Source organism: Citrobacter sp. T1.2D-1 (assembly GCF_950098555.1).
GTDB lineage: Bacteria > Pseudomonadota > Gammaproteobacteria > Enterobacterales > Enterobacteriaceae > Citrobacter_A > Citrobacter_A telavivensis.
This window is the reverse complement of sequence record NZ_CATNHH010000006.1, coordinates 113,961-139,624: the sequence shown is the minus strand read 5'-3', so window position 1 is coordinate 139,624 and position 25,664 is coordinate 113,961. Positions and strand designations below refer to the sequence as shown.

Genomic DNA, 25,664 nt, shown 5'->3' with positions numbered 1-25,664 from the left:
AGTAATGGATTATGGTTTGCTATTTTTCATTCGCTTTACATCGTTACGCGCGACCGTCAGGTAGCGCGTAAAAAAATAACTCGTATTATTTTTCGGCATCCGCTTTACGGATCTCCGCTATTTTTTTACCCAGCAATAAATGTAATACCGCCAGCAGGACAAAAGGTGGCAGGAGCGCAGTGAGCGCGGAAATACCCATTGCCCCTTTAATTAGCATGGCACCTGAAGCGATCAATAATAAAAATACCAGAGTACGGAATACTTTTACTGAAATACGTTTATGCACATACTGTCCCACCAGTGAACCGAGGATCATGGTAGGAATACAGAAAATGACCAGTTTAAACGTTGAGATTGTCAATATTCCACTGGTTGCCAGACCGCCAACCACGGCAATATTATTCGCCGTAAAGAACGCATTCAACGTACCGCGAAAAGCCGCCGGGCCTAAATTACGTAACATGCCGTACATCACAACCGGCGGTCCATTTGTGGAGAAGGCGGCCCCCAGCGCACCCGCGACAGCACCCAACGGCGCAGCAATCCAGCGCCGGTCATAAACGGGCAGGCGAGGAATAAACATGCTGTAGAATGAGTAGAGGATCAGAAACCCACCCAGTCCCATTTTCATGATGTGATCGGGCAGGTAAGACAGCGCGTACAGGCCAACCGGGATCCCAAGAAATGAGAAACCGATCAGTACCGCCGCCGAACGCCAGTCGGTCTCTTTACGTGATAGCCAGGTGGCATAAATGGCCGTCGCCGTACCGACAATAACGGAAAGCGGAGTCGCCATTTTAACCGGCAGCATCAGAGTGATGAGCGGCATGGTAGTTAATCCGCCACCAAAACCTGCACATATCCCCACAAAGGTATAAAGAAACATTAATGCAATGACGGTATAGACAACCTGGTTATCTAGCATCACGCCATCGGGAGTAAATAAAGTAAAGAAATCCATCGTCATTCCTTCATTATCAAATAAAGCTTCAAAATGTGACCCCGTTTTTTTTAATTCCGGAGCGGTGAGCTTTTTACATTAAATGCGTTATTACACTGCTGTTTTTCCTCGAATATTAAAAAATAACTGATGTTGTTCTTCTGGTTTGAGTAATATTAAATCTGTTCCAGAGTTAAACGCATTTGGCGGACAACTCATAGGTTCGACCGCTAATCCCTGACGGTTTAATTTTTCACCACTGTAAACCTGTAACCACGGCTGATCGGAAAATAGACTGACAGACAGTGCCTGTTGTTGATGAATCATCTGCATTTCCCACGGATTACCGTGAGTTCTGAAGGTATGATCGATTTGTTTATCACCGACGGCACGCAGAATGGAGTAGTCCAAATCCATTTCTTCAACGGGATATAACGTCGTGGGGTTCGCCTGGGCATCGACGGCAAAAACCTGCTTCGCCGGAAGGTGCAGCATACAGTCATCAACAGGCGCTAAGTTGCAGGTTAAATAGGGGTGGATCCCGACGCCGTAGGGTGCAGGTTGTTTACCCCTGTTTTTACTGACGATGGTGACCGAAAGCCCCGTCTCAGCATCCAGTGAGTAGATAACCTGAGACATCAACGTGAAGGGGTAACCATAGCTGGGCGGTAAAAACAGCGTCAGAGTGGCCCTTGTCGCCGTTAACGCCTCAATCTGCCAGTCGCGCCAGGCGAGCAGGCCGTGAATGGCGGCCTGAGAACTGTGCTCATTGATCGGTAACTGGTAGTCCTGCCCCTCATACTGATAGCAACCGTTGGCAATACGATTAGGCCAGGGGATCAACACCTTGCCCAGATGAGCCAGCGGCATCTCTTCTGGGTTATGCGGTATGACCAGATGTTTGCCCTGCCAGGTCAGTTCGGCAAGACCTGCACCGACAGAAACAATCTGCGCCCGGTAATCACCCGCAGCGAGTAAAATCGTATTCCCACTACTTTGCATATATATCACCTGTCTATGAGAGCCCCTTCGTGAACAACGGCACAGGCAACGTTCGCATGTTGCTATGCCGTATTTCTCAGGCGGATTTATTTCGCATTAATATCCAACAGGCCCGCTGCAACGGCAGGTGCCAGACCTGGCGCTAACGGGATGCGCGGAATGACCAGACAGTGCAACAGGTGATAAATATCCTGCTTACCATCCCACACCCGAGTGGTGACCTTGTTGTCCGCATCCAGTTCCTGCCACCAGGAGCCATTTTCGTAATCCATCAGGTATTTAATGCAGTAGTCCCACCATGTCTGATACCAGGTTTCGTACTGGCGATCGCCCGTTACTGTATACAGCGCATAGGCAGTGCCCATCGCTTCCACAATGGGCCAGCGCACACGTTCACGAACAATGGGTTTGCCATCCCAGCCAACGGTGTACACGATGCCGTCAGCCCCATCGGGTGCCCAGGCATCACGAATGGTGGCGTGGAAGAGACCTTTCGCGTCTTCCAGCAACCAGGCAGGAGGCTGTTCGCATCGAGCTTCTAACGCGGCGTGGATGTGCAGCATCAGGCGGCCCCATTCAATCCAGTGGCCTGGGGTGCCGCCATAGGCACGGAAACGGTGGGCAGGGTTGTCTTTGTTGTAATCGCGGACCGGGTTCCAGTTCACGTCGAAATGCTCATTGACGCGGTATTCCCCTTTGCGGGCGACATCGTGAATGATGACCGAGGCAATGCGGATAGCACGATCCAGCCATTTTTTGTCATGGGTGACGTCGTAAACAATCAGGAAGGCTTCGACGGCGTGCATATTGGCATTGCCGCCGCGATAGTCTTCGGTTTTGCTGAACGCCTCATCCCAGGATTCCAGACACATTTGCTCTTCTTCACTCCAGAAGTATTTCTCAATAACTTCAATGGTGTAATCGAGCAGTTTCCTGGCCTCAGGATGTCCGGTAGTGACCGCGCTGGCAGCGCCCAGTAGCGCAAAAAAGTGTTGGTATCCCTGCTTGGACGCATCCACAACGCCTTCGTCATTCACACAGGCGTACCAGCCACCGTATTTTTTGTCCCGCAGCGCGCCGTTCATGGCATTGATGCCGTGATCGACCAGGGCGTAGGCGCCCGGTCTGCCCATCGCGGCGGCAACGGAATAGACGTGCAGCATGCGTGCGGTGATCCACAGATGCGTGCCCATCTCTTCTTTGATTTGTCCCTTGTTACCCAGCCAGCCGAATCCGGTTGGTACCGCCGCATTCTTACCAAAATTGAAGATGCGGTCAGTTTCTTGTTCCAGCCAGCGGTTGTGGCTCATTGTGTTAAACCATTTCATTCTTTGCTCCTCGTATCGTATTAACGGCGGCGGGCCATCATTTCATCGACAATTTCACCTAAGCGTTGCAATTTAGGTGCAGAAACATCTCGCAGCATCAGCTCGCTGTCCGGCAGGCCAACCACTGAAGACCAGACCGCACGACCGGCCAGGAAGCCGGAAGCGCCTGCGCTCATCGCGACGCTGACCGCACGTGGAAACAGCTTTTCGTCAACGCCGGAAGAGAGAATGACCCACGGCATGTTGATGTGTTCGTTCAGGTGCTGAGAGGCACTGAGCAGGGCTTGCTGTGTGCCTTTACCGTGCAGTGGCATTTCAACCTTGTAGAGATCGGCGCCGCTGTCGCCCAATTCTTTGGCGGCATCGATAATTGCCTGTTCGCGATCGAAGTTATCTCCGCGACGGGGCGGGCGGACCACCGGTTCGATGATGCTCAACAGGCCATTGGCATGGCACAACGTATTGAACTCTTTCACCATCGCCAGACGTTGCTGCGCGTCTTCATCACTGCGCCAAAGCACCAGCAGCTTTAAGGCTTTCGCACCATCCTGCTTGACGGCCTGCGGATTGATGCTTTTATCAATCACCACGCTATCGACGGGAATGCCGTTGCCCGGGATGAAGGCGTCGGCGGCGACAATCATGCCGCAGCTTTTGGCGACGGCTTTTTGCTCCACTGCCTGGCGGTAACAGAACTGTTGGTCCAGCAGGATCGCGGAGGCATACGGCGAGAGAATTTTTGCAGCATTGACTTTGAAATCCGTGAGATGTTGATCGGTGACCGGCGTTGGCGCGCCTGCTGCGGCAAACATCAGGCGCATCGCTTCACGCTGGTCAACGGCCAGCATGGCGAAACCGCCGGAAGGTCGGGTGATATCTTTCAGGGTGTACGTGGTCATTCTTCAGTCCTTTTACCTGTCAATGGTGGTTTTTCAGTCCGGCAGTAGTGCGAACCTGTTCGAGAATGGCGGTCCAGTCTTCCCGCCCACGGCCAGCGGCTCGCGCCTGGTTATAAACTTCCCTGGACGCCGCGCCGAGCGGCATAGGAACGTGCAGTTGATTGGCGACATCCAGCGCGATACCAAGATCTTTATGGGCCAGGTCGATCATGAAGGCCGGTGAAAGATCGCCCTTCAGCACTTTGTTCGGCCACGAGGTGGTGAAGTGGCCTTTTCCGGCAGGCGTCCCGCTCATGACCTGTAGCGCTACATCGAAGGAAAGGCCCAGTGCTTCACACAGTACGGCGGCTTCGGCTGACAGGGCATTTAGCGCGATGCTCATGTAGTTGTTAATCAACTTCACGCGGATCCCCATTCCCGGACCGCCGGCGTTAATCAACTCATTCCCCATCGCCATCAGCACCGGCGTGGCGCGCTCGACCTGGTTCGGCGTGCCGCCTACCAGCAATAGCAATGTGCCAGCAACGGCGTGATCGGAGGTCCGCCCGACCGGTACATCCATCATGGCGAAACCTTTGGCATGCAGTTCGGCGATCAATTTGTCGGTCTGCAAGGGATGGATGGTTGACATATCGATCACCAGCGCCTGCGGGGAGAGGCTTTCGCAAACACCGTCTTCACCCAACAACACGCGGCGAACCAGATCGCCATTGGGCAGCATCGTGATGACAAACTCAGCGCCTTGCGCGGCCTGTGCTGGAGAGCAAGCGGGTTGCGCCCCTTTTTCGACCAGACGTTGTACGGCATCGGCGTTAACGTCAAAAACGCTGAGTTGGTGACCCTGCCTGAGCAGGTTGCTCGCCATCGGGGAGCCCATCTGCCCTAATCCGATAAATGCTATTACTGCCATATCGTTCTCCTGAGACGGTGATGTCATTTTTTGTCATTTCAGATCGGTTGTTTTTGTCTGTTTTTGATCGTATTTGTAATTTATGGTCAAAAAATTGACAGCCGTCACTTTTTAAACATTTAGTGAAATTAAAATAACCTCATCCCAACATGCTTAAGGAACGACCATGATTCGTATTGCTTGTGTAGGTATTACCGTGCTGGATCGCATCTATTACGTAGAAACGTTACCGACAGAAGGCGGTAAATATGTGGCGCATCGCTATACCGAGGTCGGCGGTGGGCCGGCCGCGACAGCCGCGGTGGCGGCGGCGAAGTTAGGTGCGCAGGTAGACTTTATTGGCCGCGTGGGTGATGACGACACCGGAAACCGTCTGCTGTCGGAGCTGGAATCCCTGGGGGTCAATACCCGCTACACCCGGCGCTATGCCGGCGCGAAGTCGTCACAGTCGGCCATTACGGTCGACGCTCACGGGGAGCGAATTATCGTCAATTTCCCGAGCCCCGATCTGCTGGCGGAGGCAGACTGGCTTAACGACATCGACTTTTCCCAGTGGGATGTGGTACTGGCGGACGTCCGCTGGCATGAAGGGGCAAAACAGGCATTTACGCTGGCGCGTCAGGCGGGCGTGAAAACGCTGCTGGATGGTGATGTGACGCCGCAGGACATTAGCGAGCTGGTGGCATTAAGCGATCATGCCGCATTTTCGGCCCCAGGTTTGGCGCGTCTGACCGGTATCAGTGAGGTCGCCAGCGCATTAAAACAATCACAAACGATCACAAATGGACATGTCTACGTCACGCAGGGTCGCGAAGGGTGTTACTGGATAGAAGATGGCATGCTGCAACACCAGGCCGGTTTTACGGTGGATGTGGTGGATACGACCGGGGCAGGCGATGTTTTTCACGGTGCGCTGGCATTCAGCCTTGCATCAGGAAGCGAACTAAAAGACGCTGTCAGATTCGCCAGCGGCGTTGCAGCGCTAAAATGCACCCGACCCGGTGGGCGCGCAGGAATCCCTGACTGTGATCAAACCCGATCTTTTCTGTCACTTTTTGTATAAAATGCAGGGCAATGGTTTTTTGAGGAATTTTCATGAGTTTTACCGAACTGACCGGTAACCCACGGCACGATCAGTTGCTGTCGCTCATAGGTGAGCGCGGGTATATGAACATTGATGAACTGGCGGCTTTACTGGATGTCTCCACACAAACGGTGCGTCGTGATATTCGTAAATTAAGCGAGCAGGGGTTGATCACCCGTCATCACGGGGGTGCCGGTCGCGCGTCCAGCGTCGTGAATACTGCCTTTGAGCAACGTGAAGTTTCATGGACGCAAGAGAAAAAAGCCATCGCGGAAGCGGTGGCAGACTATATTCCGGATGGTTCAACGGTGTTCATCACCATTGGTACCACCGTGGAGCAGGTGGCGCGGGCATTGTTGAACCACAATCATCTGCGCATCATCACCAACAGCCTACGGGTTGCGCATATTCTCTATAACAATCCCCGCTTCGAAGTGATGGTTCCCGGTGGAACGCTGCGGCCACATAACAGCGGTATTATTGGTCCTTCTGCGACCGCGTTTGTCGGCGATTTCCGGGCGGACTACCTCGTCACCAGCGTGGGGGCGATAGAAAGTGATGGGGCGATGTTAGAATTTGACGTCAATGAAGCCAGCGTGGTGAAGACCATGATGGCCCACTCCAGGCATATTCTGCTTGCTGCCGACCATACTAAATACCACGCCTCAGCAGCGGTTGAAATTGGCAATATCTCTTCCGTTACCGCATTGTTTACGGATGAACTTCCCGGTCCGGCGCTCCATACGCTTCTCCAGTCTAATCAGGTGGAGATTGTACAGGTGAGCCCAGACCAGGATGATAGTGTTTCTGCGTAACAGTCCCCTTTTGAATAAACCGTCGTTTCAGGCGGTTCTTATCACAAAAAATAGAAATAGCTAAACATCCTGGTATGATGTGTAAAATTCCTAAAGCCTGCGTAATTTATCAATAAGTGCCTTTAATTCTTCTTGATTTATAAGCCTTTTTAACCTTCTGCATTCATTTTTTTATCTGTTTAAAAAAACACCCAGGAATAGTGCGAATAAATTGATGGCCTTTTATTAATTTGCTTTTTCCGTCAACTGAAGCCCCGTTGACATGATATTTGAATAATTGTATTAATCGCGCAAAGGAAAAATTTAGTAATTTTAAGGTAAGTGAATCTTTAATTTTTAAAGATGAACAGACCCGCTTTGCCTTTTAATTAAATTATTTTTTGCCGCGTCTTTTATGCTCTTATCCGAAAAAGAGTGGTACGGAAAAGGTATTCCTATGAAAACACAAAAAATGAAATGCAAAACACCCTCACCAGGTAAATTGGCACTCTGTATCGCGAGTGCGCTGGCTCTGGGGAGCCTAAGCGGACAAGCGATTGCTGCGGGATGTAGTTACACGACTACGGCCCAATTTTTCTGTGACGATCAGACGATTTACTATAATGGTAACCCGCTGTTGTCAAATAGCCGCGACTACACGTCATTTGACGAAGTCTTAATTAATACAAGCCAGAATGGCATAACCACGCCTTTGCAAGGTTGGGGTGTATACCTTGATAGTACGGGTTATAAATTTAAAAATCTGGTCATTAACACGACTGGCTCGGAAGCGGATGGGATCCACTCTAAAAACGCCGGCGGTCGATTAGAAGCAGAAAATATTACCATTACGACGACCGGAACGAGTTCTGATGGGATAAACCTCGGTCGTGAGCTTTCAAGTGCTTATTCTGTTGTCGAAGTTAGCGGCAATGTTTCTGTCGACGCTTCAGACGGCATGGGGCTGCGTGCCAATATCTCCAGAGCAAACACAAGCGCGTACTCTTCAATCATTGTTCACGGCGATGCTGATATTGTTACTCGCGGTAGCGGTGGCATGAACTCCGGATACGGGATTTATGCGGGTAAAGACCTCGGTGACCTATTCGGTAGCGCTGCGGGGATCGCCGATGTCACAATCGGTGGAACCACAACCATTACGACTTCCGGTACAAATGCTTATGGGGTTTACGCCGGGAGAAAAGGTGAAGTTAACCTCAATAACCTGGATGTTACTACCACTAATAGTGGGGCGCATGGCATCTATGCTTCCGCCAGTAGTGATTTCGCCACGGTGAATCTGGGGGGAAACACGGCTATTGATGCTACAGGCAACAACGCTTACGCGATGTATGCCTATCAAAGTAAAGCGCTCATTCGCTCCTGGGATAAGGCAACAGATACTGCAGCTTCAGGCGTCTATGACATTAAAGGTAATCTGTACGCGCGTTCAAGCGGCGTTATTGACCTGACCATGGATGACGGTAGCCAATTCGTCGGTAGCGCCAACTCTTCACAACTGGAAAACACGGCTTCTTATCGTGCAACCATTAATCTGGATATGAAAGGGGCCAGCAGCGAATGGAAAATGACCGGAAACTCCGTCGTTTCTAACCTGACGCTGGATCAAGCCACGCTGCGCTACAGCCCTGACGGCGTTTCTCGCGACGATGCAACCACCTTCAAAACGCTGACTGTTGTGGGCAACTATATCGGTACCAACGCACTGTTAGTGCTGAACACGGTGCTGGAAGGCGATACTTCCCTGACGGATAAACTCGTCGTCCAGGGCGATACCTCTGGCAATACCAAAGTGGGCATCAACAACATTGGTGGTGCCGGTGAACTGACTGTCGACGGGATTAAAATCGTTGAAGTTGCCGGGAACTCTGACGGTACCTTTACGAAATCAGGGCGTATCGTTGCCGGCGCGTATGACTATGACGTGGTGAAAAAAGCCAGTGACTGGTATCTGACAAGCGAACTGTCACCGGTGGATCCGCCACCGCCGCCGCCACCACCGCCAACCGAGCCAGAACCCGATCCCGCGCAGCCAGACCCAGAGGATCCTCCTGGACCGCCAGTGCCAACACCGCCCTCTACAGAGCACCAGTATCGCCCTGAATTTGGGAGCTACCTGGCGAACAACTATGCGGCCAATACCCTGTTTATCACCCGTCTGCACGACCGTCTGGGTGAGACGCAGTATACCGACATGCTGACCGGCGAAGAAAAAGTCACCACCATGTGGATGCGTAATGTAGGTGGCCATAATCGCTTCACTGACGGCAGCGGACAGCTGAAAACCACCGCTAACCGTTATGTTCTGCAGTTAGGTGGCGATCTGGCGCAGTGGAGCAGCGACGGCCTCGATCGCTGGCATCTGGGTGCCATGGCGGGTTATGCCAACCAGAAAAGTAAAACCCATAACAGCTACACGGGCTATGCGTCCCGTGGACAGGTAGACGGTTACAGCGTGGGTCTGTATGCCACCTGGTATGCAAACGAAGCGGATAAGACCGGGACCTATCTGGACAGTTGGGTGCTGTACAACTGGTTTGATAACACCGTGCGCGGCGATCATCTGGCCAGTGAAAACTACAAATCCGACGGTATCACGGCGTCTGTTGAAGGCGGTTATAGCTTCCTGGTCGGGGAAAGTGAAAATAAAACCTACTGGATCCAACCGAAAGCGCAGGTTATCTGGATGGACGTGCAGGCTGATTCACACCGTGAACACAACGGGACTCAGGTGAAAGACAAGACTGACGGTAACCTGATGACGCGCCTTGGCGTTCGTGCTTACCTGAAAGGTCACGCGGAGAAAGATGCCGATAAAGGCCGTGATTTCCAACCGTTTATTGAAGCGAACTGGATCCACAACACCAATAACCAGACCGTACAGATGGGCTCCATCAAGGATGAAATCAGCGGGACGCGTAACATTGGTGAGCTGAAAGTGGGTATGGAAGGGCAGATCAATCCACGTCTGCAGGTGTGGGGTAACGTTTCGCAGCAGGTCGGCGACAACAGCTACAGCGATACCTCCGCGATGCTCGGGGTGAAATACAGCTTCTAAGAAACCGATAAATATCACACCAGAACAAGGCGATGCTGTAAGGGCATCGCCTTTTTTTCCGTCATCTTTCCCTGACGGGCACATAGTCAAAACGTCCCTTTCCCGCTACAGTTATTCATCCACGGCAAGTAAGGAGAGGGACATGCTCTATATCTTTGATTTAGGAAATGTGATTGTCGATATCGACTTCAACCGCGTATTAGGTACCTGGAGCGATCTGAGCCGTGTGCCGCTGGCGTCGTTAAAGCAAAGTTTTACGATGGGTGAGGCCTTCCATCAGCACGAACGAGGCGAAATCACCGACGAAGCGTTTGCCGAGGCCCTTTGCCATGAGATGGATCTGTCGCTGAGCTACGAGCAGTTTTCTCACGGCTGGCAGGCCGTTTTTGTCGCGCTGCGACCTGAGGTTATCGACATCATGCAGAAACTGCGTGAACAGGGACATCGCGTGGTCGTCCTGTCGAATACCAACCGGCTGCATACAACATTTTGGCCAGACGAATATCCGGAGATTCGCCGGGCGGCGGATCATATTTATCTGTCGCAGGATCTGGGTATGCGAAAGCCGGAGACGCGGATTTATCAGCATGTTCTACAGCAAGAGGGTTTTTCAGCGAGCGATACGGTCTTTTTTGACGACAACGTCGATAATATAGAAGGGGCCAACCAGTTGGGGATAACCAGCATTCTGGTGACCGATAAAACCGTCATCCCGGATTATTTCGCGAAGCTGTTATGCTAAAAACGGTACATCAAAAAGCCAGGCATCATACCCGACCGATATGGGCCTGGCTGAAACTCCTCTACAAGCGCATTGATGAGGACAACATGACGACGCTGGCAGGGAATCTTGCCTATGTTTCGCTGCTCTCATTAGTGCCGCTGATCGCCGTCGTATTTGCACTTTTCGCCGCTTTTCCGATGTTTTCTGATGTCAGTGTCCAGCTGCGCCACTTTATCTTTGCCAACTTCATCCCGGCAACCGGTGATGTGATCCAACGCTACATCGAGCAGTTTGTCGCCAACTCCAACAAAATGACGGCGGTGGGGGCCTGCGGGTTAATCGTTACCGCGCTGTTGTTGATGTATGCCATTGATAGCGCGCTGAATACTATCTGGCGCAGTACGCGCGTGCGGCCAAAAGTGTACTCCTTTGCCGTGTACTGGATGATTTTGACGCTAGGGCCATTGCTGGCAGGGGCCAGCCTGGCGATCAGTTCGTATCTCCTCTCATTACGTTGGGCCAGCGATCTCAATACGGTCATCGATGATGTATTGCGCCTCTTTCCGCTGATCCTCTCCTGGCTCTCATTCTGGCTCCTCTACAGCGTGGTGCCGACCACGCGCGTACCGAATCGTGATGCGATTGTCGGCGCCTTTGTTGCTGCGGTACTGTTCGAAGCAGGAAAGAAAGGTTTCGCGCTTTATATCACCATGTTCCCGTCATATCAGCTTATTTACGGCGTATTAGCGGTGGTGCCCATTTTGTTTGTCTGGGTGTACTGGACGTGGTGTATCGTCTTGCTTGGCGCGGAAATAACTGTCACTCTCGGGGAATACCGCAAACTTAAACAAGCCGCAGAACAAGAAGAAGCAGACCAACCATGATTGCATTAATTCAGCGCGTAACCCGTGCCAGCGTCACCGTGGAGGACGAAGTGACGGGTGAAATTGGCTCAGGACTTTTAGTGTTGTTGGGTGTCGAAAAGGATGACGACGAGCAGAAAGCGAATCGCCTGTGCGAACGCGTGCTCGGCTACCGTATTTTTAGCGATGCCGAAGGCAAGATGAACCTGAACGTGCAACAGGCGGGCGGGAGCGTGCTGGTGGTGTCACAATTTACGCTGGCGGCGGATACCGAACGCGGCATGCGTCCGGGGTTTTCTAAAGGGGCGACGCCGGAGCGGGCGGAAGCCCTGTACGACTATTTCGTCGAACGCTGCCGCCAACAGGAAATGAACACGCAGACCGGACGCTTCGCTGCGGATATGCAGGTTGCGCTGGTGAATGATGGCCCCGTGACGTTCTGGTTACAGATATGAATCAGCTTCCGGCGTGGCCGCGGGTAACAAGAGAGAGTACAGCTATGTATCACCTTCGAGTACCGCAAACAGAAGAAGAATTAGAGCGTTACTATCAGTTTCGCTGGGAGATGCTGCGCAAGCCGCTGCATCAGCCGAAGGGGTCCGAGCGTGATGCCTGGGACGCGATGGCGCATCACCAGATGGTGGTGGATGAAGAGGGGAATCTGGTGGCCGTCGGGCGTTTGTACATCAATGCCGATAATGAGGCTTCTATCCGCTTCATGGCCGTCGATCCGACCGTGCAGGAGAAGGGGTTGGGTACGCTGATGGCGATGACGCTGGAGTCCGTCGCGCGTCAGGAAGGCGTCAAACGGGTGACCTGTAGCGCACGGGAAGATGCGGTTGAATTCTTCGCCAAACTTGGGTTTGTCAATCAGGGTGAAATCACCACGCCACAAACCACGCCGGTTCGCCACTTTTTGATGATCAAACCGGTTGCCTCGCTCGATGACATCTTGCATCGCGGCGACTGGTGCGGACAACTGCAGCAAGCGTGGTATGAACACATCCCGCTGAGCGAGAAGATGGGTGTGCGCATTCAGCAGTACACCGGGCAGAAATTTATTACCACGATGCCAGAGACGGGCAATCAAAATCCGCACCACACGCTGTTTGCCGGGAGCCTGTTTTCACTGGCCACGCTGACCGGTTGGGGGCTTATCTGGCTGATGCTGCGCGAGCGCCATCTCGGGGGCACGATTATTCTGGCCGATGCCCATATCCGCTATAGCAAACCGATTAGCGGCAGGCCCGCAGCGGTTGCCGATCTCGGCTCTCTGAGCGGCGATCTTGACCGTCTGGCGCGGGGGAAAAAGGCGCGTGTCCAGTTGCTGGTGGAGCTATCAGGTGACGAGACCACCGGCGCCATTTTTGAAGGTACCTACATTGTCCTGCCCGCCAGACCGTTTGGCGCCTATGAAGAAGGCGGAAACGAAGAAGAGTAGGGGGAAACCCCCCTCTTTATTTGATAACGTTTTTTGTGCGCTGAATACCAATCCGCCAGGCAATATCCTGCATTGCGCTGCGCGCCGCATGGCTGATGCCAGCTAGCTGGAAAAAACCGTGAATCACGCCGAGATAGCGCTGGCAGGTGCAATCGACGCCTTGTGTCGTAAGTCGGTGATACAAAAGTTCACCTTCGTCGCGCAGCGGATCAAATTCAGCGGTGATGATGTGCGTGGGCGGTAAGCCGCTGAGATCGTCTCGCCAGAGTGGGCTGGCTTCGGGGTGTTGGCGTTCAGTATGGGGCAAATACATCTCATATCCGGTAAGCAGCGTATCGCGGGTAATGATGTAGTCCAGACCATTGCGGATATAGCTTTCACATTTTGCGGTCGCGTCAAGCATCGGGTAGATCAGTACCAGTTGTGTTGGCTGCCATTGCGTCGCAGCCTTCAGGCGCAATGCCGTTACCAGCGCCAGGTGTCCGCCCGCACTGTCCCCGGCAAGCGTGATGCGCTCGCGTTCAACGCCAAGTTGTTCTGCGTATTGCCAGATCAGGTTGGCCCCTTTTTCGGCATCGTCATGCGCTGCCGGAAACGTGTGTTCAGGCGCGAGGCGGTACTGCACGGCAATAACCCGGCAACCGCTGATATACGCTAACTGCCGCAACTGATTATCGTGGGTGGCGTATCCGCCGCTCACGAAACAGCCGCCGTGGTAGTAGATAACACAGGGCAGGGAGCCTGACGCGTGGCGCGGTGATACGACGCGCAACGTCATCCCCTCCAGCTCAACATCGCTGACCTCTACACGCGTTTCAGTCTCTCCGGCCAGCACGGTACTCGCGATATAGCCCGCCCTCCGGTCATCAATACTTTGCCGACGCGCTGATGGGCGCCCCGCTGCGATGAATTCCTCGACCTGTTGTGCGATGCCGTTTTCAAGCGCCATTTTCTTAATCCCTTAAATCTGTATGAATATACAGTGTTATAACCTGGTTTTTCGTGAAAGAGAATGGTGGATTTTGGTCAGGGTGAAATTCTGGAAAGCGCCTCGCAAAAGGAAAAGTCACTGTGGGGATCACTTTTTTCCTGCTTGTCGACGGTGTATGTTGTTTGAAAAATATTCGCCACTGATATACTGGAGGTATATGTGAACACAATGGCTGGAATGGACATGGGCAGAATATTACTCGACTTATCGGATGAGGCGATCAAACGCCTTGATGATCTCAAGCAACTGCGGAATCTGCCGCGTGCGGAGTTGCTGCGCGAAGCAGTGGAACAGTACCTTGAAAGGCAAGGCCAGGCTGAAACCATGATTTCCAATGCGCTAGGAATCTGGCAAGGCTGTGAAGAAGATGGCGTTGAGTATCAGAAGAAGTTGCGCGAAGAATGGTAATGCACAAGAAACCCGTGCTGTTCGATACCAATATCCTGATTGATTTATTTAGCGGTCACCAGGAAGCGCAGCGAGCACTGGACGCGTATCCGCCGCAGAATGCCATCAGCCTGATCACCTGGATGGAAGTGATGGTGGGAGCAAAAAAATACCATCAGGAATATCGTACGCGCGTGGCGTTGAGTGCGTTCAACATCATCGGCGTTTCACAGGAAATTGCTGAGCGAAGCGTGAATCTCAGGCAGGAATATGGGATGAAACTTCCGGATGCAATCATTCTTGCCACCGCGCAGATTCATCGGTTTGCACTTGTGACGCGCAACACCCGAGATTTTGCAGGGATCCCTGGCGTCATCACGCCTTATCAGTTGCAGGCCGGACGGTAAGCACCGTCCGGCCTCACGTGTTAAAGGCGTTTACTCCCCTTCTCCCGGGAACAGGAACGGGTTGATGGAACTGCGGGCGAAGCCTTCTTGCTCCATGCGCGCGTCCAGTACCAGCGACGCGAGGTCGTCGGCGACGGCTTCCACTTTCGGGTCTTTTTCCTGATAGAGGATCTTCAAGTAGGTCCCGCAGTCACCACAGCTTTCGGCTTTGACAGCCGCCTGCTCATTGTCCAGTGACCAGTAGTGCAAGTCACGGCTTTGCTCGCAGTTGCTGCATTTAACACGAACCACATGCCACTCGGTTTCGCAGAGGTTGCAGTGCAGGTAGCGCAGCCCCTGGGTGGTGCCAATTTGCACCATGCTGGAGACCGGCATCGAGCCGCACACCGGGCAGTACTGACGTTGTTCGCCGTATTCAGCGCGAGCTTTACCCGGGATCAGGCTGGCCATTTGCGCCCAGTACAGCGACAGCGCGGCCCAGATGAACGGGGCCTTATCACTGCTGACAGAGGCGAAATCAGAGGCAAACAGGGCGCTGGCCATCTGCTCCAGCTCCTGTTCGGAGGCTTTTTCCAGATTCTCGATCACCGCTAGCGCAGGGCCGCTCATCTCGGGTTTCAGTTCGGCGATCAGCGAGTGCAGCAGTTTTTGCCAGTGCTTATCGCGCGGCAGAACGTGGATATCCAGCGGCGGTTTACCCTGATCGTTGGCTTCTTTGATGCGTGCGGTCAGATCCATCTGCAATGGATGGTCATACAGCACCACTTCCTGGGCATGGGCGATCAGCGCAGCAAAGCGCAGGTAATCTCCCAGCGGGTTGTTCTCAGCCAGTTCGCGCAGACGTTCGGCACGACGGTTATACAGGTTTTTGAGCCGGGGGAATAATAACGGTGGAATCATATCCGTCGCGCGCTTCTCGCTCTTTTCCAGCTCATCTTGCGGGATGATACGAATGCTCATTCAGTCACTTCCTGGTTAGGCAGATTTAGCTATGTGTAATCCGCTCTGTGAATTGGCGGGCATTTCGCGCCCGCTCTGGTGAATGTCATTAATGATAACCGCAATCGGCCTGCAGGTTATACCTGTGACATCGCAATGTGTGCGTTACGATACCTGATATCGATACCCCAGACCATGCACCGTTCGGATTAGCTGCGGGTGATTGGCATCCCGTTCGATGACTTTACGTAGCCGGGAAATGTGCTGATCCAGCGTGCGGCTATTGGGTAAATAGTCGTATCCCCACGCCGCATCGAACAGCATATCGCGCGTAACCACCTGATTTTGATGACGCTCCAGGCAGCTTAAAATGCGTACTTCCCGTAGTGTCAGTTCCAGCTTTTGCTCGCCGCGCCAGGCGCACAGTTCATTCGGGAACACCGTAAGGTCGCCAAATGCAAAGCTGAGGTTAGGCTGGGTGGCGTTATGGTTCAAACAGCGACGGGCGATCGTTTTTATCCGCGCCCGCAGTTCATGAATGCCAAACGGTTTGCTGATGTAGTCATCCGCCCCCAGTTCCAGCCCTACAACCCGGTCGATCTCTTCATCTTTGGCGGAGAGAAACACGATGGGAATGTGTTCATTTTGACGGCGAATTTCCCGGCAGACCGTGTAGCCATCCATTTCGGGCATCATGATGTCTAACAGCACGAAGTCCGGTTTGTCCCGATGATAACTCTCCAGCGCCGCGCGTCCGTCCGGTGCGGCAATGAGCGAATAACCTTCGCGCGACAGCGCATCCACCAGACCCTGGCGGATGTTGGCATCATCTTCTGCAATCAGTATCTTCATGTTTTCATCCCTGAGGTAGCGTAAGGGTAAAACGGACGCCAGGCTCTTGTGCTGTTACCTGAATCTTGCCGCGCAGGCGCTGCGCCAGTTGGCAAGCGATGGTTAGGCCAATACCGGTACCCGAAACGCCTTCGGTAATGGAGGATTTGACCCGATAAAACGGGCGAAATATCAGGGGCATTTCGTTCTCCGCAATGCCGGGACCATAGTCGCGAACGGCGATCTCCACGTTTCCCGCGACGCTTTCAACGGTCAGATCGACGCGCTGACCTTGCGAAGCGTATTTTTCGGCATTACTCAAAAAGTTGCTGACAATTTGCGTGATCACGTCGCGATCGCTGTGCAATGTCAGATTCTCAGGGCAGGACAGTTGAACCGTCATCCCTTTTGCCTGCAATGCGGGCGTAAAGATCTGCGTGATTTCTGTCATCAGGCGAGGGATATCGACCGCCTGAAGATGCAGTTTCGGCGCGCGCGTAAAGGTCAGGATATTCTGGATAAGCCGTGATAACCGCTGACCTTCCTGAGTGATCACATCCACATAGCGTCGCTCGTGCGTTTGTTCATCATCCAGCCCTTCGCGCAGCAGTTCGGCATAGAGCGTGATGTTGGTCAGCGGCGTTTTCAGTTCGTGCGACACCTGGCTGACAAAATCGACCTGCTGGCGCGCCTGCCGCGCCGCGCGGGTATATTCCCGCCACAGCGAGAAGCCCAGCAGTGCGGCGGCAACCAGCAGCAGGACGACTAGCGCACCGCCCCACAGCCAAATGTGCCAGAGCGGCGCGTTGACACCGTAAGCGCTGACTTGCCACGTTGTAAGCGGATACTCCAGCGTGCGGGAGTCCAGTAAGGTGAGCCGGCGTAAATCCGCCGGCGCGTTCTGATAAAGCTGACGGCCGTTTTCCGTCACCCGGACAATCTGCTGCGGGTCTTCCAGATTCACCTGAATGCCGTTCGCCATATCCATCATCAACTGTACCCAGGAGAGGCGAAAGCCGACGATCGCCCCGTCTTTCTGCCGCCAGTAAATCAGCAGAGGTTCCTGCGTCTCAAAGCTAATAAACCAGCCGGCCTGCGGCGTGTCCTGCTCGCTGTGCGCCATGTGGCTGGCAAGTTGGCTGGGATCGTTGACCAGGGGGTTGAGCAAGCGTACCCACTCTTTATCCTCGTTGCTCAACGGCTGACGTTCATCGGGGTAGAGGAGATGATTTTTCCGCAGGATAAAGACGTCGGCAATGTCGCTGTCGTTCTCTTTGAGCGCGCTGAGGGTCGCGACGTCAGCAGGGTCGATAAAATCGCCGATCGCATGCAGACGTGAGGCTTTTTGCTGCAGGATATTTTCGATACCCGTGGCAACGCTGGCCGTCTGTGATTTCGCCAGGGTCTGGGTCTGATACTGGCGCAACAACACTTCATGTTCCAGGGTGCGAACGCCCAGGTAAGCAAGCAGGATAAAAAACATCAATGTGATGACGAGATAAATCGGCTTGCGTCTGAGCATCCAGCACTCCTTGTGGATCAGTTCGATTTCGAACTCTGGTTTTTGGTTTTATAGCTCTGTTCTTTCAGCGATTTACGAGAAGCTTCTTTGCTTTCGCTTTCCATTCTGTCCAGCAACTTAAGGTTTTCCTCTGCGCTCTCCTGCGCCTTCATTCTGGCGGCCGGTGCGCTAAGCGGTAACGCGCTGAGCGTACTGGAGTTTTCACGCAGGATCGCTTTTGCCTCGTCCATTTTGCCTTCATCTATGAGCTGTAACGCCTGCTCATTCTGAATGGCGGATTTTTGAATGGCGGAATCGACGACCACATCTTCCACCTGCGCTTTCTGAACATCGCTGGCAGAGGCGGTATAGCTGACGGCCATCTTGTCATCCCAGCGCTCTTTCTGTCCGGTGGCGAGGTTGTTGTAGCTGACGTTAACCTCGGCAAGCGGCTTGCTCTGTGCGGCGTTGCCTTTGGCCGGCAGCACTTCCAGCATGACATATTTCTCCTGGTTGGCGTAAAGCTGGTTCAGTTTTACGGTAACCGTGTTGTCGCGGATTTCACCCTCACGCCCCAGCAGGCGCAACGGCTTAACGTTGTCGGCGACGTTAATTTGCACCACCACATCCTGAGCGACGACGGACATCACATCGCCAAACTCATGGGCAAATGCCTTCTCCAGCGCATCGGTGTTTTGCACGAACACGTGGTTGCCATCGCTGTACTGGGCAATCGCCGCCATCAGATCTTCATTGTAGCCTTCACCGATGCCCATCGTCGTGATAGCAATCCCTTTGCGGGCGGCAATTTTACCCAGTTCCGCCAGTTCGCTGGTGGAGGAGGGACCGACGTTCGCCTGACCATCAGACAGCAGGATGATGCGATTAACATGGGCTTTATCGAGGAATTTACTGGTTTCTTTGATGCCGCGACTGACCCCGGCAAACAGCGCGGTGCCGCCGCGAGCGGTCAGCCGTTCACGAATTTGGCTGATAAGCTTCGCTTTGTTGCCGACTTTGGCCGCAGGCACAATGACATCCACAACGTCGTCATAAATCACTACCGAGAGTGTGTCCTGAGCGCTTAGGGTGTTCACCGCCATGACGGCGGCTTCTGTGGCCTGTTCAATGCGGTCGCCGCCCATAGAACCGGAACGGTCAATCACCAGCGCGAGGTTGATCGGGCTGCGTTTGGTGGCGTTGAGGGGGAAGCCTGTCAGCGAGATTTTCAGGTAGTTTTTGTCCTGGCTATTTTCCAGCACCAGCGGAGAAGCCAGTTCAGATTTAATGGCCACTTTTGGCGCAGGCGGCTGTGCCGACGTTGTTGTCGCAAGCAGACCTAATGTCAGGACTGCGAAGAGGTGTTTGAGATTCACGGTACGTCTCCTTGTCTTAAGAATCGACTCCATTCTTATGCGACCGCAACGCCGGTTGGTCTGTTATCTGTATAAAGTTGTCAAAAAGTTGTCAAAACCGCACGATACCCCTAAAAAATAACGCCGGATGCAATGGCATCCGGCGCTACGTTGTTGACTCGCGAACCGCCTCTGCTTACGGCTGGGTCTTATCCTGCTTTTCGCGAACTTCACGATACCAGCGCGGGTGATGCTTCTTCGCCCAGGCGCCGGTTACCCAACCTTCCACCATTGCCGTAATGGTGCCTTTTACCCACAGCGCGGCGTAAATATGCACCATGATAACCACAATCAGCGCGACGGCGGCAAATGAATGCAGCATTAACGCGAAGCGGATCACCGGAATGGAGAACGCTGGCGCAAAGTACGGACGCCAGATGATCACACCGCTCACCAGCAGCAGGACCAGGAAGATAATCGCCGCCCAGAACACGCATTTCTGACCGAAGTTATACCGCCCGGTGTCGCCCACCTCTTCATTGACGACAATCTTGCGGATGTTCTTCGCCCAGAAGATGTCGTCCCGGTTGATCAGGTTGTGGTGCCAGTAACGGAAGAACATGATGATGAACGAGGCAAACATGATGACGCCTACGAACGGGTGCAGAATACGCGCCAGTTGCGGTGTCCCCATGATTTGCATCAGCCAGTTGAAGGACGGGAAGAAAAAGCCCAGTCCGCTCACCGCCGCCAGCACGAAGCAGAAGGCGGTGACCCAGTGGTTGATGCGTTCCGGCGCCGTGTAGCGCACGATGGTGTCACGTTTTTTCATTTGCGCACCTCATCGTCTTTCTCTTCATGCAGGTTGTTTTCTTCCTCATCCGCACGGTTCGGACCGACACCGACATAGTGGAAGATGCTGGCCGCAAAGGTCGCAGCAAAGCCGACCGCTGCAAGAGGCTTCCAGATCCCTTTCCAGAATTTCACGGTAGCGCTGATTTCCGGGTTCTCCGGCAGACCGTGATACAAATTCGGTTTGTCGGCATGGTGCAGCACATACATCACGTGCGTCCCCCCAACGCCCGCCGGATCGTACAGGCCTGCATTGTCGTAACCGCGGGTTTTCAGCTCTGCCACGCGCTCGCCTGCCAGCGTTTTCATATCCTCTTTAGAACCAAAGTGGATAGCACCCGTTGGGCAGGTTTTCACGCAGGCCGGCTCCTGGCCGACGTTCACGCGGTCAACGCACAGCGTACATTTGTAGACGCGGTTGTCTTCCGGGTTTAGTCGCGGCACGTCGAACGGGCAACCGGCGATGCAGTAACCACAGCCGATGCACTGCTCGGACTGGAAGTCGACAATCCCGTTGGCATACTGAATGATAGCCCCTTCCGCCGGACATGCCTTCAGGCAGCCCGGATCGGCGCAGTGCATACAGCCATCCTTGCGGATCAGCCATTCCAGTTTGTCGTTCTGCTCCACTTCCGAGAAGCGCATCACCGTCCACGATTTGGCGGTTAAGTCCGCCGGGTTGTCATACACCCCGACGTTGCTACCGATTTCATCACGGATGTCGTTCCACTCTGAACAGGCCACCTGACAGGCTTTACAGCCGATGCAGGTGGTGACGTCGATGAGCTTCGCCACCTCTTCCTGATGGTCCCGCGCACGCGGCGCGGGGGTGAAACCGTTAGTCGCGGAACGACGGATAATGTCTTGCGATTGATAAGCCATAAGTCGTCTCCGTTACACCTTTTCCACGTTCACCAGGAAGGACTTAAATTCCGGCGTTTGTGAGTTTGCATCGCCCACCGACGGCGTCAGGGTATTCGCAATAAACCCTTTCTTCGCCACACCTTCATAGCCCCAGTGAATGGGTATACCGATAGTATCGATATCCTTACCGTCTGCCTTCAGCGTGCGAATACGCTTGGTCACCACTGCTTTGGCTTTGATATAGCCGCGGTTAGAGGAGACTTTAACGGTATCGCCATGCGCGATACCGAGCTTGTTCGCCAGCGTCTCGCCTATCTCCACAAACTGTTCCGGCTGTGCGATGGCGTTGAGCAGCGCATGCTTGGTCCAGTAGTGGAAGTGCTCGGTCAGACGGTAAGTGGTCCCGACGTACGGGAACTTATCGGCTTTACCCAGCGCTTCGGCGTCGCCCTTAAAGATACGAGCGGCAGGGTTAGAGATAACGTTCGGATGCAGCGGGTTGGTTCCCAGCGGCGTTTCAAACGGTTCGTAGTGTTCCGGGAACGGCCCTTCTGCCATCTTGTCGAGAGCAAACAGGCGGCCCATCCCTTCCGGCTGCATGATGAACGGTCCGACATCGCTGCCTGGTGCGGCGGCGCTGTAGTCCGGAATATCCATCCCGCCCCATTTTGCGCCGTCCCATTTCAGGATTTGGCGTTTTGGATCCCACGGGTTGCCCTGCGGGTCAGCGGAAGCACGGTTGTACAGGATGCGGCGGTTCAGCGGCCACGCCCATGCCCAGCCCAGCGTATTGCCGAGACCGGATGGATCGGCGTTATCACGACGCGCCATCTGGTTGCCTTCCGGCGTCCAGCTACCGGCGAAAATCCAGCAGCCGCTGGAAGTGGTGCCGTCGTCACGCAGTTGGGCAAACGAGCTGAGCTGTTGGCCTTTTTTCACGATCACTGCGCCCGTTGCCGGGTCGATGAGATCGGCCAACGCTTTGCCGTTGCTCTCCATCGCCACTTCTTCCGATGCCGGTTCATGCGGTGTGGAGTAGTTCCAGGTCATGCTCAGCACCTGTTCCGGGTTGGCACCGCTCTGTTCGGCATACATCTTACGCAGGCGCAGGAAGATACCGGCCAGGATTTCACCGTCAGTCACCGCGATCCCCGGGGCGTCTGCGCCTTTCCAGTGCCACTGTAGCCAACGACCGGAGTTGACGATTGAACCGTTCTCTTCGGCGAAGCAGGTGGATGGCAGACGGAACACTTCGGTCTGGATTTTCGATGGATCCACATCGTTCGACTCACCGTGGTTTTGCCAGAAGGTGGAGGTCTCTGTGTTAAGCGGATCGATAGTCACCAGGAACTTCAGTTTAGACAGTGATGCAATCGTCTTGTTTTTGTTCGGGAATGACGCGACCGGGTTGAAGCCCTGGCAGATGTAGCCATTGACCTTACCTTCTTTCATCATCTCGAAGTATTGCAGTACGTCGTACCCTTTGTCCCACTTCGGCAGCCAGTCAAAGCCCCAGTTATTTTCCGCCGTTGCTTTATCGCCATAGAAGGCTTTCATCAACGAGACGAAGAATTTCGGGTAGTTGCCCCAGTAGTTGACCTGGTCCTTCAACAGCGGTTTCGGCGTGTTGGCGGTCAGATACGTTTGCAGGTCGGTCTGCTTTTCATTTGGCAACGTCAGATAGCCCGGCAGGCTTTGCGAGAGCAAGCCAAGGTCGGTCAGACCCTGAATATTCGAGTGACCGCGCAGGGCGTTAACGCCGCCGCCAGCCATCCCCATGTTGCCGAGCAGCAACTGGATCATCGCCATGGTACGGATGTTCTGCGAACCAATGGAGTGCTGCGTCCAGCCCAGCGCATACAGGAACGACGCGGTTTTGTCTTTCGCGCTGGTCTCTGCAATGTACTCGCAGACTTTCAGGAAGTCGGCTTTTGGCGTACCGCAGATGTTTTCCACCACGTCCGGCGTGTAGCGGGAGACGTGGTGTTTCAGCAGGTTCCAGACGCAGCGCGGGTGTTGCAGGGTGGTATCGCGTTTCGCAAAGCCGTTTTCGTCCAGCTCATAGTTCCAGCTGGTTTTGTCGTACTTGCGTGCATCCGCGTCATAGCCAGTAAACAGACCATCATCGAAGCCAAAATCTTCACGCACGATCAGGCTGGCGTTGGTATAGGCTTCGGTATATTCGCGGTTATATTTTTCGTTAGTTAGCAGGTACAGGATGACGCCTGACAGGAAGGCAATGTCAGTACCAGAACGAATAGGTGTGTAGAAATCGGCTACCGACGCCGTACGCGTAAAGCGAGGATCGATCACAATCAGCTTCGCGCCGTTATGAATTTTCGCTTCCATCGCCCAACGGAATCCTACCGGGTGCGCTTCAGCGGCGTTACCGCCCATCACCACAATAAGGTTGGCGTTCTTGATGTCGACCCAGTGGTTGGTCATCGCACCGCGACCAAATGTTGGAGCAAGACTTGCTACCGTTGGTCCGTGTCAGACACGCGCCTGGTTGTCGACCGCGAGCATACCGAGCGCGCGGGTAAATTTCTGTGTTAAAAAGCCGGTTTCGTTACTGGACGCGGAAGCACACAGCATCCCGGTAGAAAGCCAGCGGTTAACGGTGACGCCATCGGCGTTTTGCGCAATGTAGTTGGCATCGCGGTCTTCTTTCATCAGCTTAGCGATGCGGTCAAATGCCTCATCCCAGCTGATCTGCTGCCATTTATCCGAGCCTGGCGCGCGGTATTCCGGGAATTTCAGGCGGCTTTCTGAGTGGATGAAGTCCACCAGACCGGCCCCTTTCGGGCAGAGCGCGCCACGGTTGACCGGATGGTCCGGGTCACCTTCGATATGGAAGATAGATGCTTTGGCGTTTTTTGCACCGTCGCCGAGGCTGTACATCAACAGCCCACAACCAACGGAACAGTAAGTGCAGGTATTACGGGTTTCGCGGGTGCGCAGCAGTTTATATTGCCGTGTTTCCGCGAGCGCTACGCCGGGCGCAAAGCCCAGTGCTGCCGCCGTGGTGCCTGCCATACCGCCAGCGCAGATCTTAAAGAACTGCCTTCTGCTGACCTGCATGGTTTGCTCCTTTTTCGACATTGTCACATCCCTTACACATTCATGTTGGTGAGCGCTCAGGGTGTGGTTGTTATTTTTCTTTGCGGACGGGACCGCAAAGGTCCAGAATTGGGTCAATTCCCCCCATCCAGGAGGGGCTTGTGACAGAATACCACAATGTTGGTATGTGTGTTCTTATACGGTTAAAAGAAAGTGAATAAGATACATCCAAAAGAAGTTAAAAATGTGATAAATGTCACGAGTTCCCGGCGGATTAACCTTTGGAAACGTGAAGATTTGCAACATCCTCAGCCGGATGAGGTAGCCGAAGAGGTGCCCGTTGCGCTGGTCTATAACGGCATTTCTCATGTCGTGATGATGGCTTCGCCGAAGGATCTGGAACACTTTGCGGTCGGTTTTTCCCTCTCCGAGGGCATTATTGACAACCCGCGCGAGATCTATGGCATGGATGTTGTCCCCTCCTGTAACGGTCTTGAAGTCCAGATCGAGCTTTCCAGTCGCCGTTTTATGGGACTGAAAGAGCGTCGTCGCGCGCTGGCCGGACGCACCGGCTGTGGCGTATGCGGCGTTGAGCAGCTCAATGATATCGGTAAACCCGTACAGCCGCTGCCGTTCACCCAGACCTTTAACCTCGCCAGGCTTGACCACGCGTTAAGGCATCTGAAGGATTTTCAACCCGTGGGGCAACTCACCGGATGTACGCATGCTGCGGCGTGGGTGATGCCATCAGGCGAACTGGCGGGCGGACATGAAGATGTTGGTCGACACGTTGCGCTGGATAAACTGCTGGGGCGACGCGCTGCGGAGGGGGAAAGCTGGCTGCCGGGAGCGGCGCTGGTCTCCAGTCGCGCGAGCTATGAGATGGTGCAGAAGTCCGCAATGTGCGGCGTAGAGATCCTGTTTGCCGTTTCTGCCGCCACCACGCTGGCGGTTGAAGTCGCCGAGCGCTGCAATCTGACGCTGGTGGGGTTCTGTAAGCCGGGCAGAGCAACCATTTATACGCATCCACAGCGTTTAGTCGCTGAGTGATTTATGTTCAGTTAATTTGAATAAGATGGGCAAATCCTTCCGCTTTTAGTTGTCTGGGTAACGGCCTATTATTTATCACATCAAGGCACGGTGCCTTACTCAAACAACTAACTTAAAGGGTTTACATCATGAAAAGCATCAAAACTTTTGTCGCAGTTATCGCTCTCGCTACCTCTTTCGGCGCTTTCGCTGCCCAGTCCGTGACTGCTACCGGTTCGACTCTGGAAAGCACTGAAGCAAAAATCGCAGCCCAGGCTGAACAAGCGGGTGCAAGTTCCTACAAAATCACACAGGCTTACACCGGTAACCGCGTGCACATGACGGCGGAACTGCTGAAATAAGTTCATCTTCATCGTCGAAAGA

24 protein-coding genes are annotated in these 25,664 nt (G+C 53.8%); 11 read left to right on the top strand and 13 right to left on the bottom strand.

The window, feature by feature from the left end:
• Positions 1–85 precede the first annotated feature (85 nt).
• The 5 genes from QQZ17_RS08265 to yihU all read right to left on the bottom strand — a co-directional run bounded on the left by QQZ17_RS08265 (position 86) and on the right by yihU (position 5,079).
• On the bottom strand, positions 86–961 hold the full coding sequence (locus tag QQZ17_RS08265) for a sulfite exporter TauE/SafE family protein (RefSeq protein ID WP_152401049.1): 876 nt from the start codon (positions 959–961) through the stop codon (positions 86–88).
• 90 nt (positions 962–1,051) lie between these two features.
• Positions 1,052–1,942, bottom strand: a complete 891-nt coding sequence (locus tag QQZ17_RS08260; protein WP_152401050.1) for an aldose-1-epimerase — start codon at positions 1,940–1,942, stop codon at positions 1,052–1,054.
• An 86-nt stretch (positions 1,943–2,028) separates the two neighbouring features.
• Positions 2,029–3,270 carry a sulfoquinovose isomerase gene (gene yihS / locus QQZ17_RS08255; RefSeq protein ID WP_152401052.1) on the bottom strand — a complete coding sequence of 414 codons (1,242 nt, stop codon included), beginning with the start codon at positions 3,268–3,270 and terminating at the stop codon, positions 2,029–2,031.
• A 20-nt stretch (positions 3,271–3,290) separates the two neighbouring features.
• Entirely contained in the window at positions 3,291–4,169 is an 879-nt protein-coding gene (gene yihT / locus QQZ17_RS08250; protein ID WP_152401055.1) for a sulfofructosephosphate aldolase, read from the bottom strand.
• Between the two features lie 19 nt (positions 4,170–4,188).
• Entirely contained in the window at positions 4,189–5,079 is an 891-nt protein-coding gene (yihU, locus tag QQZ17_RS08245; RefSeq protein ID WP_152401057.1) for a sulfolactaldehyde 3-reductase, read from the bottom strand.
• A gap of 166 nt (positions 5,080–5,245) precedes the next feature.
• Here yihU and QQZ17_RS08240 point away from each other — a divergent pair, with 166 nt between their 5' ends.
• The 7 genes from QQZ17_RS08240 to fabY all read left to right on the top strand — a co-directional run bounded on the left by QQZ17_RS08240 (position 5,246) and on the right by fabY (position 13,064).
• Complete coding sequence (locus tag QQZ17_RS08240; RefSeq protein ID WP_152401059.1) at positions 5,246–6,142, top strand: sugar kinase; 897 nt, start codon at positions 5,246–5,248, stop codon at positions 6,140–6,142.
• 32 nt (positions 6,143–6,174) lie between these two features.
• Complete coding sequence (locus tag QQZ17_RS08235; RefSeq protein ID WP_152401061.1) at positions 6,175–6,978, top strand: DeoR/GlpR family DNA-binding transcription regulator; 804 nt, start codon at positions 6,175–6,177, stop codon at positions 6,976–6,978.
• A 436-nt stretch (positions 6,979–7,414) separates the two neighbouring features.
• Positions 7,415–10,036: an autotransporter outer membrane beta-barrel domain-containing protein gene (locus tag QQZ17_RS08230; protein WP_152401062.1), complete on the top strand. Its 2,622-nt coding sequence runs from the start codon at positions 7,415–7,417 to the stop codon at positions 10,034–10,036.
• A gap of 142 nt (positions 10,037–10,178) precedes the next feature.
• Positions 10,179–10,778 carry a glucose-1-phosphatase gene (gene yihX, locus QQZ17_RS08225; RefSeq protein ID WP_152401064.1) on the top strand — a complete coding sequence of 200 codons (600 nt, stop codon included), beginning with the start codon at positions 10,179–10,181 and terminating at the stop codon, positions 10,776–10,778.
• Positions 10,772–11,644 (top strand): virulence factor BrkB family protein, encoded by an 873-nt coding sequence (locus QQZ17_RS08220; protein ID WP_152401066.1) that lies wholly within the window; start codon positions 10,772–10,774, stop codon positions 11,642–11,644. Before yihX ends, QQZ17_RS08220 begins: the two co-directional genes overlap by 7 nt.
• The gene (gene dtd, locus QQZ17_RS08215; RefSeq protein ID WP_152401068.1) at positions 11,641–12,078 is read left to right on the top strand and encodes a D-aminoacyl-tRNA deacylase; all 438 of its coding nucleotides are present in this window, start codon (positions 11,641–11,643) and stop codon (positions 12,076–12,078) included. The genes QQZ17_RS08220 and dtd overlap by 4 nt, the downstream gene beginning before the upstream one ends.
• 44 nt (positions 12,079–12,122) lie before the next feature.
• Positions 12,123–13,064: a fatty acid biosynthesis protein FabY gene (gene fabY / locus QQZ17_RS08210; RefSeq protein WP_152401071.1), complete on the top strand. Its 942-nt coding sequence runs from the start codon at positions 12,123–12,125 to the stop codon at positions 13,062–13,064.
• Between the two features lie 16 nt (positions 13,065–13,080).
• On the opposite strand, the gene QQZ17_RS08205 is transcribed toward fabY, so the two are convergent.
• Positions 13,081–14,013 (bottom strand): alpha/beta hydrolase, encoded by a 933-nt coding sequence (locus QQZ17_RS08205; protein WP_152401073.1) that lies wholly within the window; start codon positions 14,011–14,013, stop codon positions 13,081–13,083.
• 210 nt (positions 14,014–14,223) lie between these two features.
• Between QQZ17_RS08205 and QQZ17_RS08200 the strand changes: the two genes are divergently transcribed.
• The gene (locus tag QQZ17_RS08200; protein ID WP_152754542.1) at positions 14,224–14,463 is read left to right on the top strand and encodes a ribbon-helix-helix domain-containing protein; all 240 of its coding nucleotides are present in this window, start codon (positions 14,224–14,226) and stop codon (positions 14,461–14,463) included.
• Positions 14,463–14,849: a type II toxin-antitoxin system VapC family toxin gene (locus tag QQZ17_RS08195; protein ID WP_152401079.1), complete on the top strand. Its 387-nt coding sequence runs from the start codon at positions 14,463–14,465 to the stop codon at positions 14,847–14,849. The genes QQZ17_RS08200 and QQZ17_RS08195 overlap by 1 nt, the downstream gene beginning before the upstream one ends.
• Before the next feature lie 30 nt (positions 14,850–14,879).
• Here the strand turns inward: QQZ17_RS08195 and fdhE are convergent, their stop codons facing one another.
• The 7 genes from fdhE to fdnG all read right to left on the bottom strand — a co-directional run bounded on the left by fdhE (position 14,880) and on the right by fdnG (position 24,272).
• A complete protein-coding gene (gene fdhE, locus QQZ17_RS08190; RefSeq protein ID WP_046493134.1) occupies positions 14,880–15,809 on the bottom strand; it encodes a formate dehydrogenase accessory protein FdhE in 930 nt (309 codons plus the stop codon).
• Between the two features lie 144 nt (positions 15,810–15,953).
• Entirely contained in the window at positions 15,954–16,640 is a 687-nt protein-coding gene (locus QQZ17_RS08185) for a response regulator transcription factor (protein WP_152401081.1), read from the bottom strand.
• A gap of 4 nt (positions 16,641–16,644) precedes the next feature.
• Positions 16,645–18,141, bottom strand: coding sequence for a sensor histidine kinase (locus QQZ17_RS08180; protein ID WP_152401083.1), 1,497 nt, complete (start codon positions 18,139–18,141; stop codon positions 16,645–16,647).
• A 17-nt stretch (positions 18,142–18,158) separates the two neighbouring features.
• Positions 18,159–19,496: a vWA domain-containing protein gene (locus QQZ17_RS08175; RefSeq protein ID WP_152401085.1), complete on the bottom strand. Its 1,338-nt coding sequence runs from the start codon at positions 19,494–19,496 to the stop codon at positions 18,159–18,161.
• Positions 19,497–19,671: 175 nt separating this feature from the next.
• Positions 19,672–20,307, bottom strand: a complete 636-nt coding sequence (gene fdoI, locus QQZ17_RS08170) for a formate dehydrogenase cytochrome b556 subunit (RefSeq protein WP_152401087.1) — start codon at positions 20,305–20,307, stop codon at positions 19,672–19,674.
• Entirely contained in the window at positions 20,304–21,209 is a 906-nt protein-coding gene (gene fdoH, locus QQZ17_RS08165) for a formate dehydrogenase O subunit beta (RefSeq protein WP_152401089.1), read from the bottom strand. The genes fdoI and fdoH overlap by 4 nt, the downstream gene beginning before the upstream one ends.
• 12 nt (positions 21,210–21,221) lie before the next feature.
• Positions 21,222–24,272 carry a formate dehydrogenase-N subunit alpha gene (gene fdnG / locus QQZ17_RS08160; RefSeq protein WP_152401092.1) on the bottom strand — a complete coding sequence of 1,017 codons (3,051 nt, stop codon included), beginning with the start codon at positions 24,270–24,272 and terminating at the stop codon, positions 21,222–21,224.
• 192 nt (positions 24,273–24,464) lie between these two features.
• Here fdnG and fdhD point away from each other — a divergent pair, with 192 nt between their 5' ends.
• Both fdhD and QQZ17_RS08150 read left to right on the top strand, forming a co-directional pair.
• Positions 24,465–25,301: a formate dehydrogenase accessory sulfurtransferase FdhD gene (fdhD, locus tag QQZ17_RS08155; RefSeq protein ID WP_152401094.1), complete on the top strand. Its 837-nt coding sequence runs from the start codon at positions 24,465–24,467 to the stop codon at positions 25,299–25,301.
• 128 nt (positions 25,302–25,429) lie between these two features.
• On the top strand, positions 25,430–25,642 hold the full coding sequence (locus QQZ17_RS08150) for a DUF1471 domain-containing protein (RefSeq protein WP_152401095.1): 213 nt from the start codon (positions 25,430–25,432) through the stop codon (positions 25,640–25,642).
• Positions 25,643–25,664 lie beyond the last annotated feature (22 nt).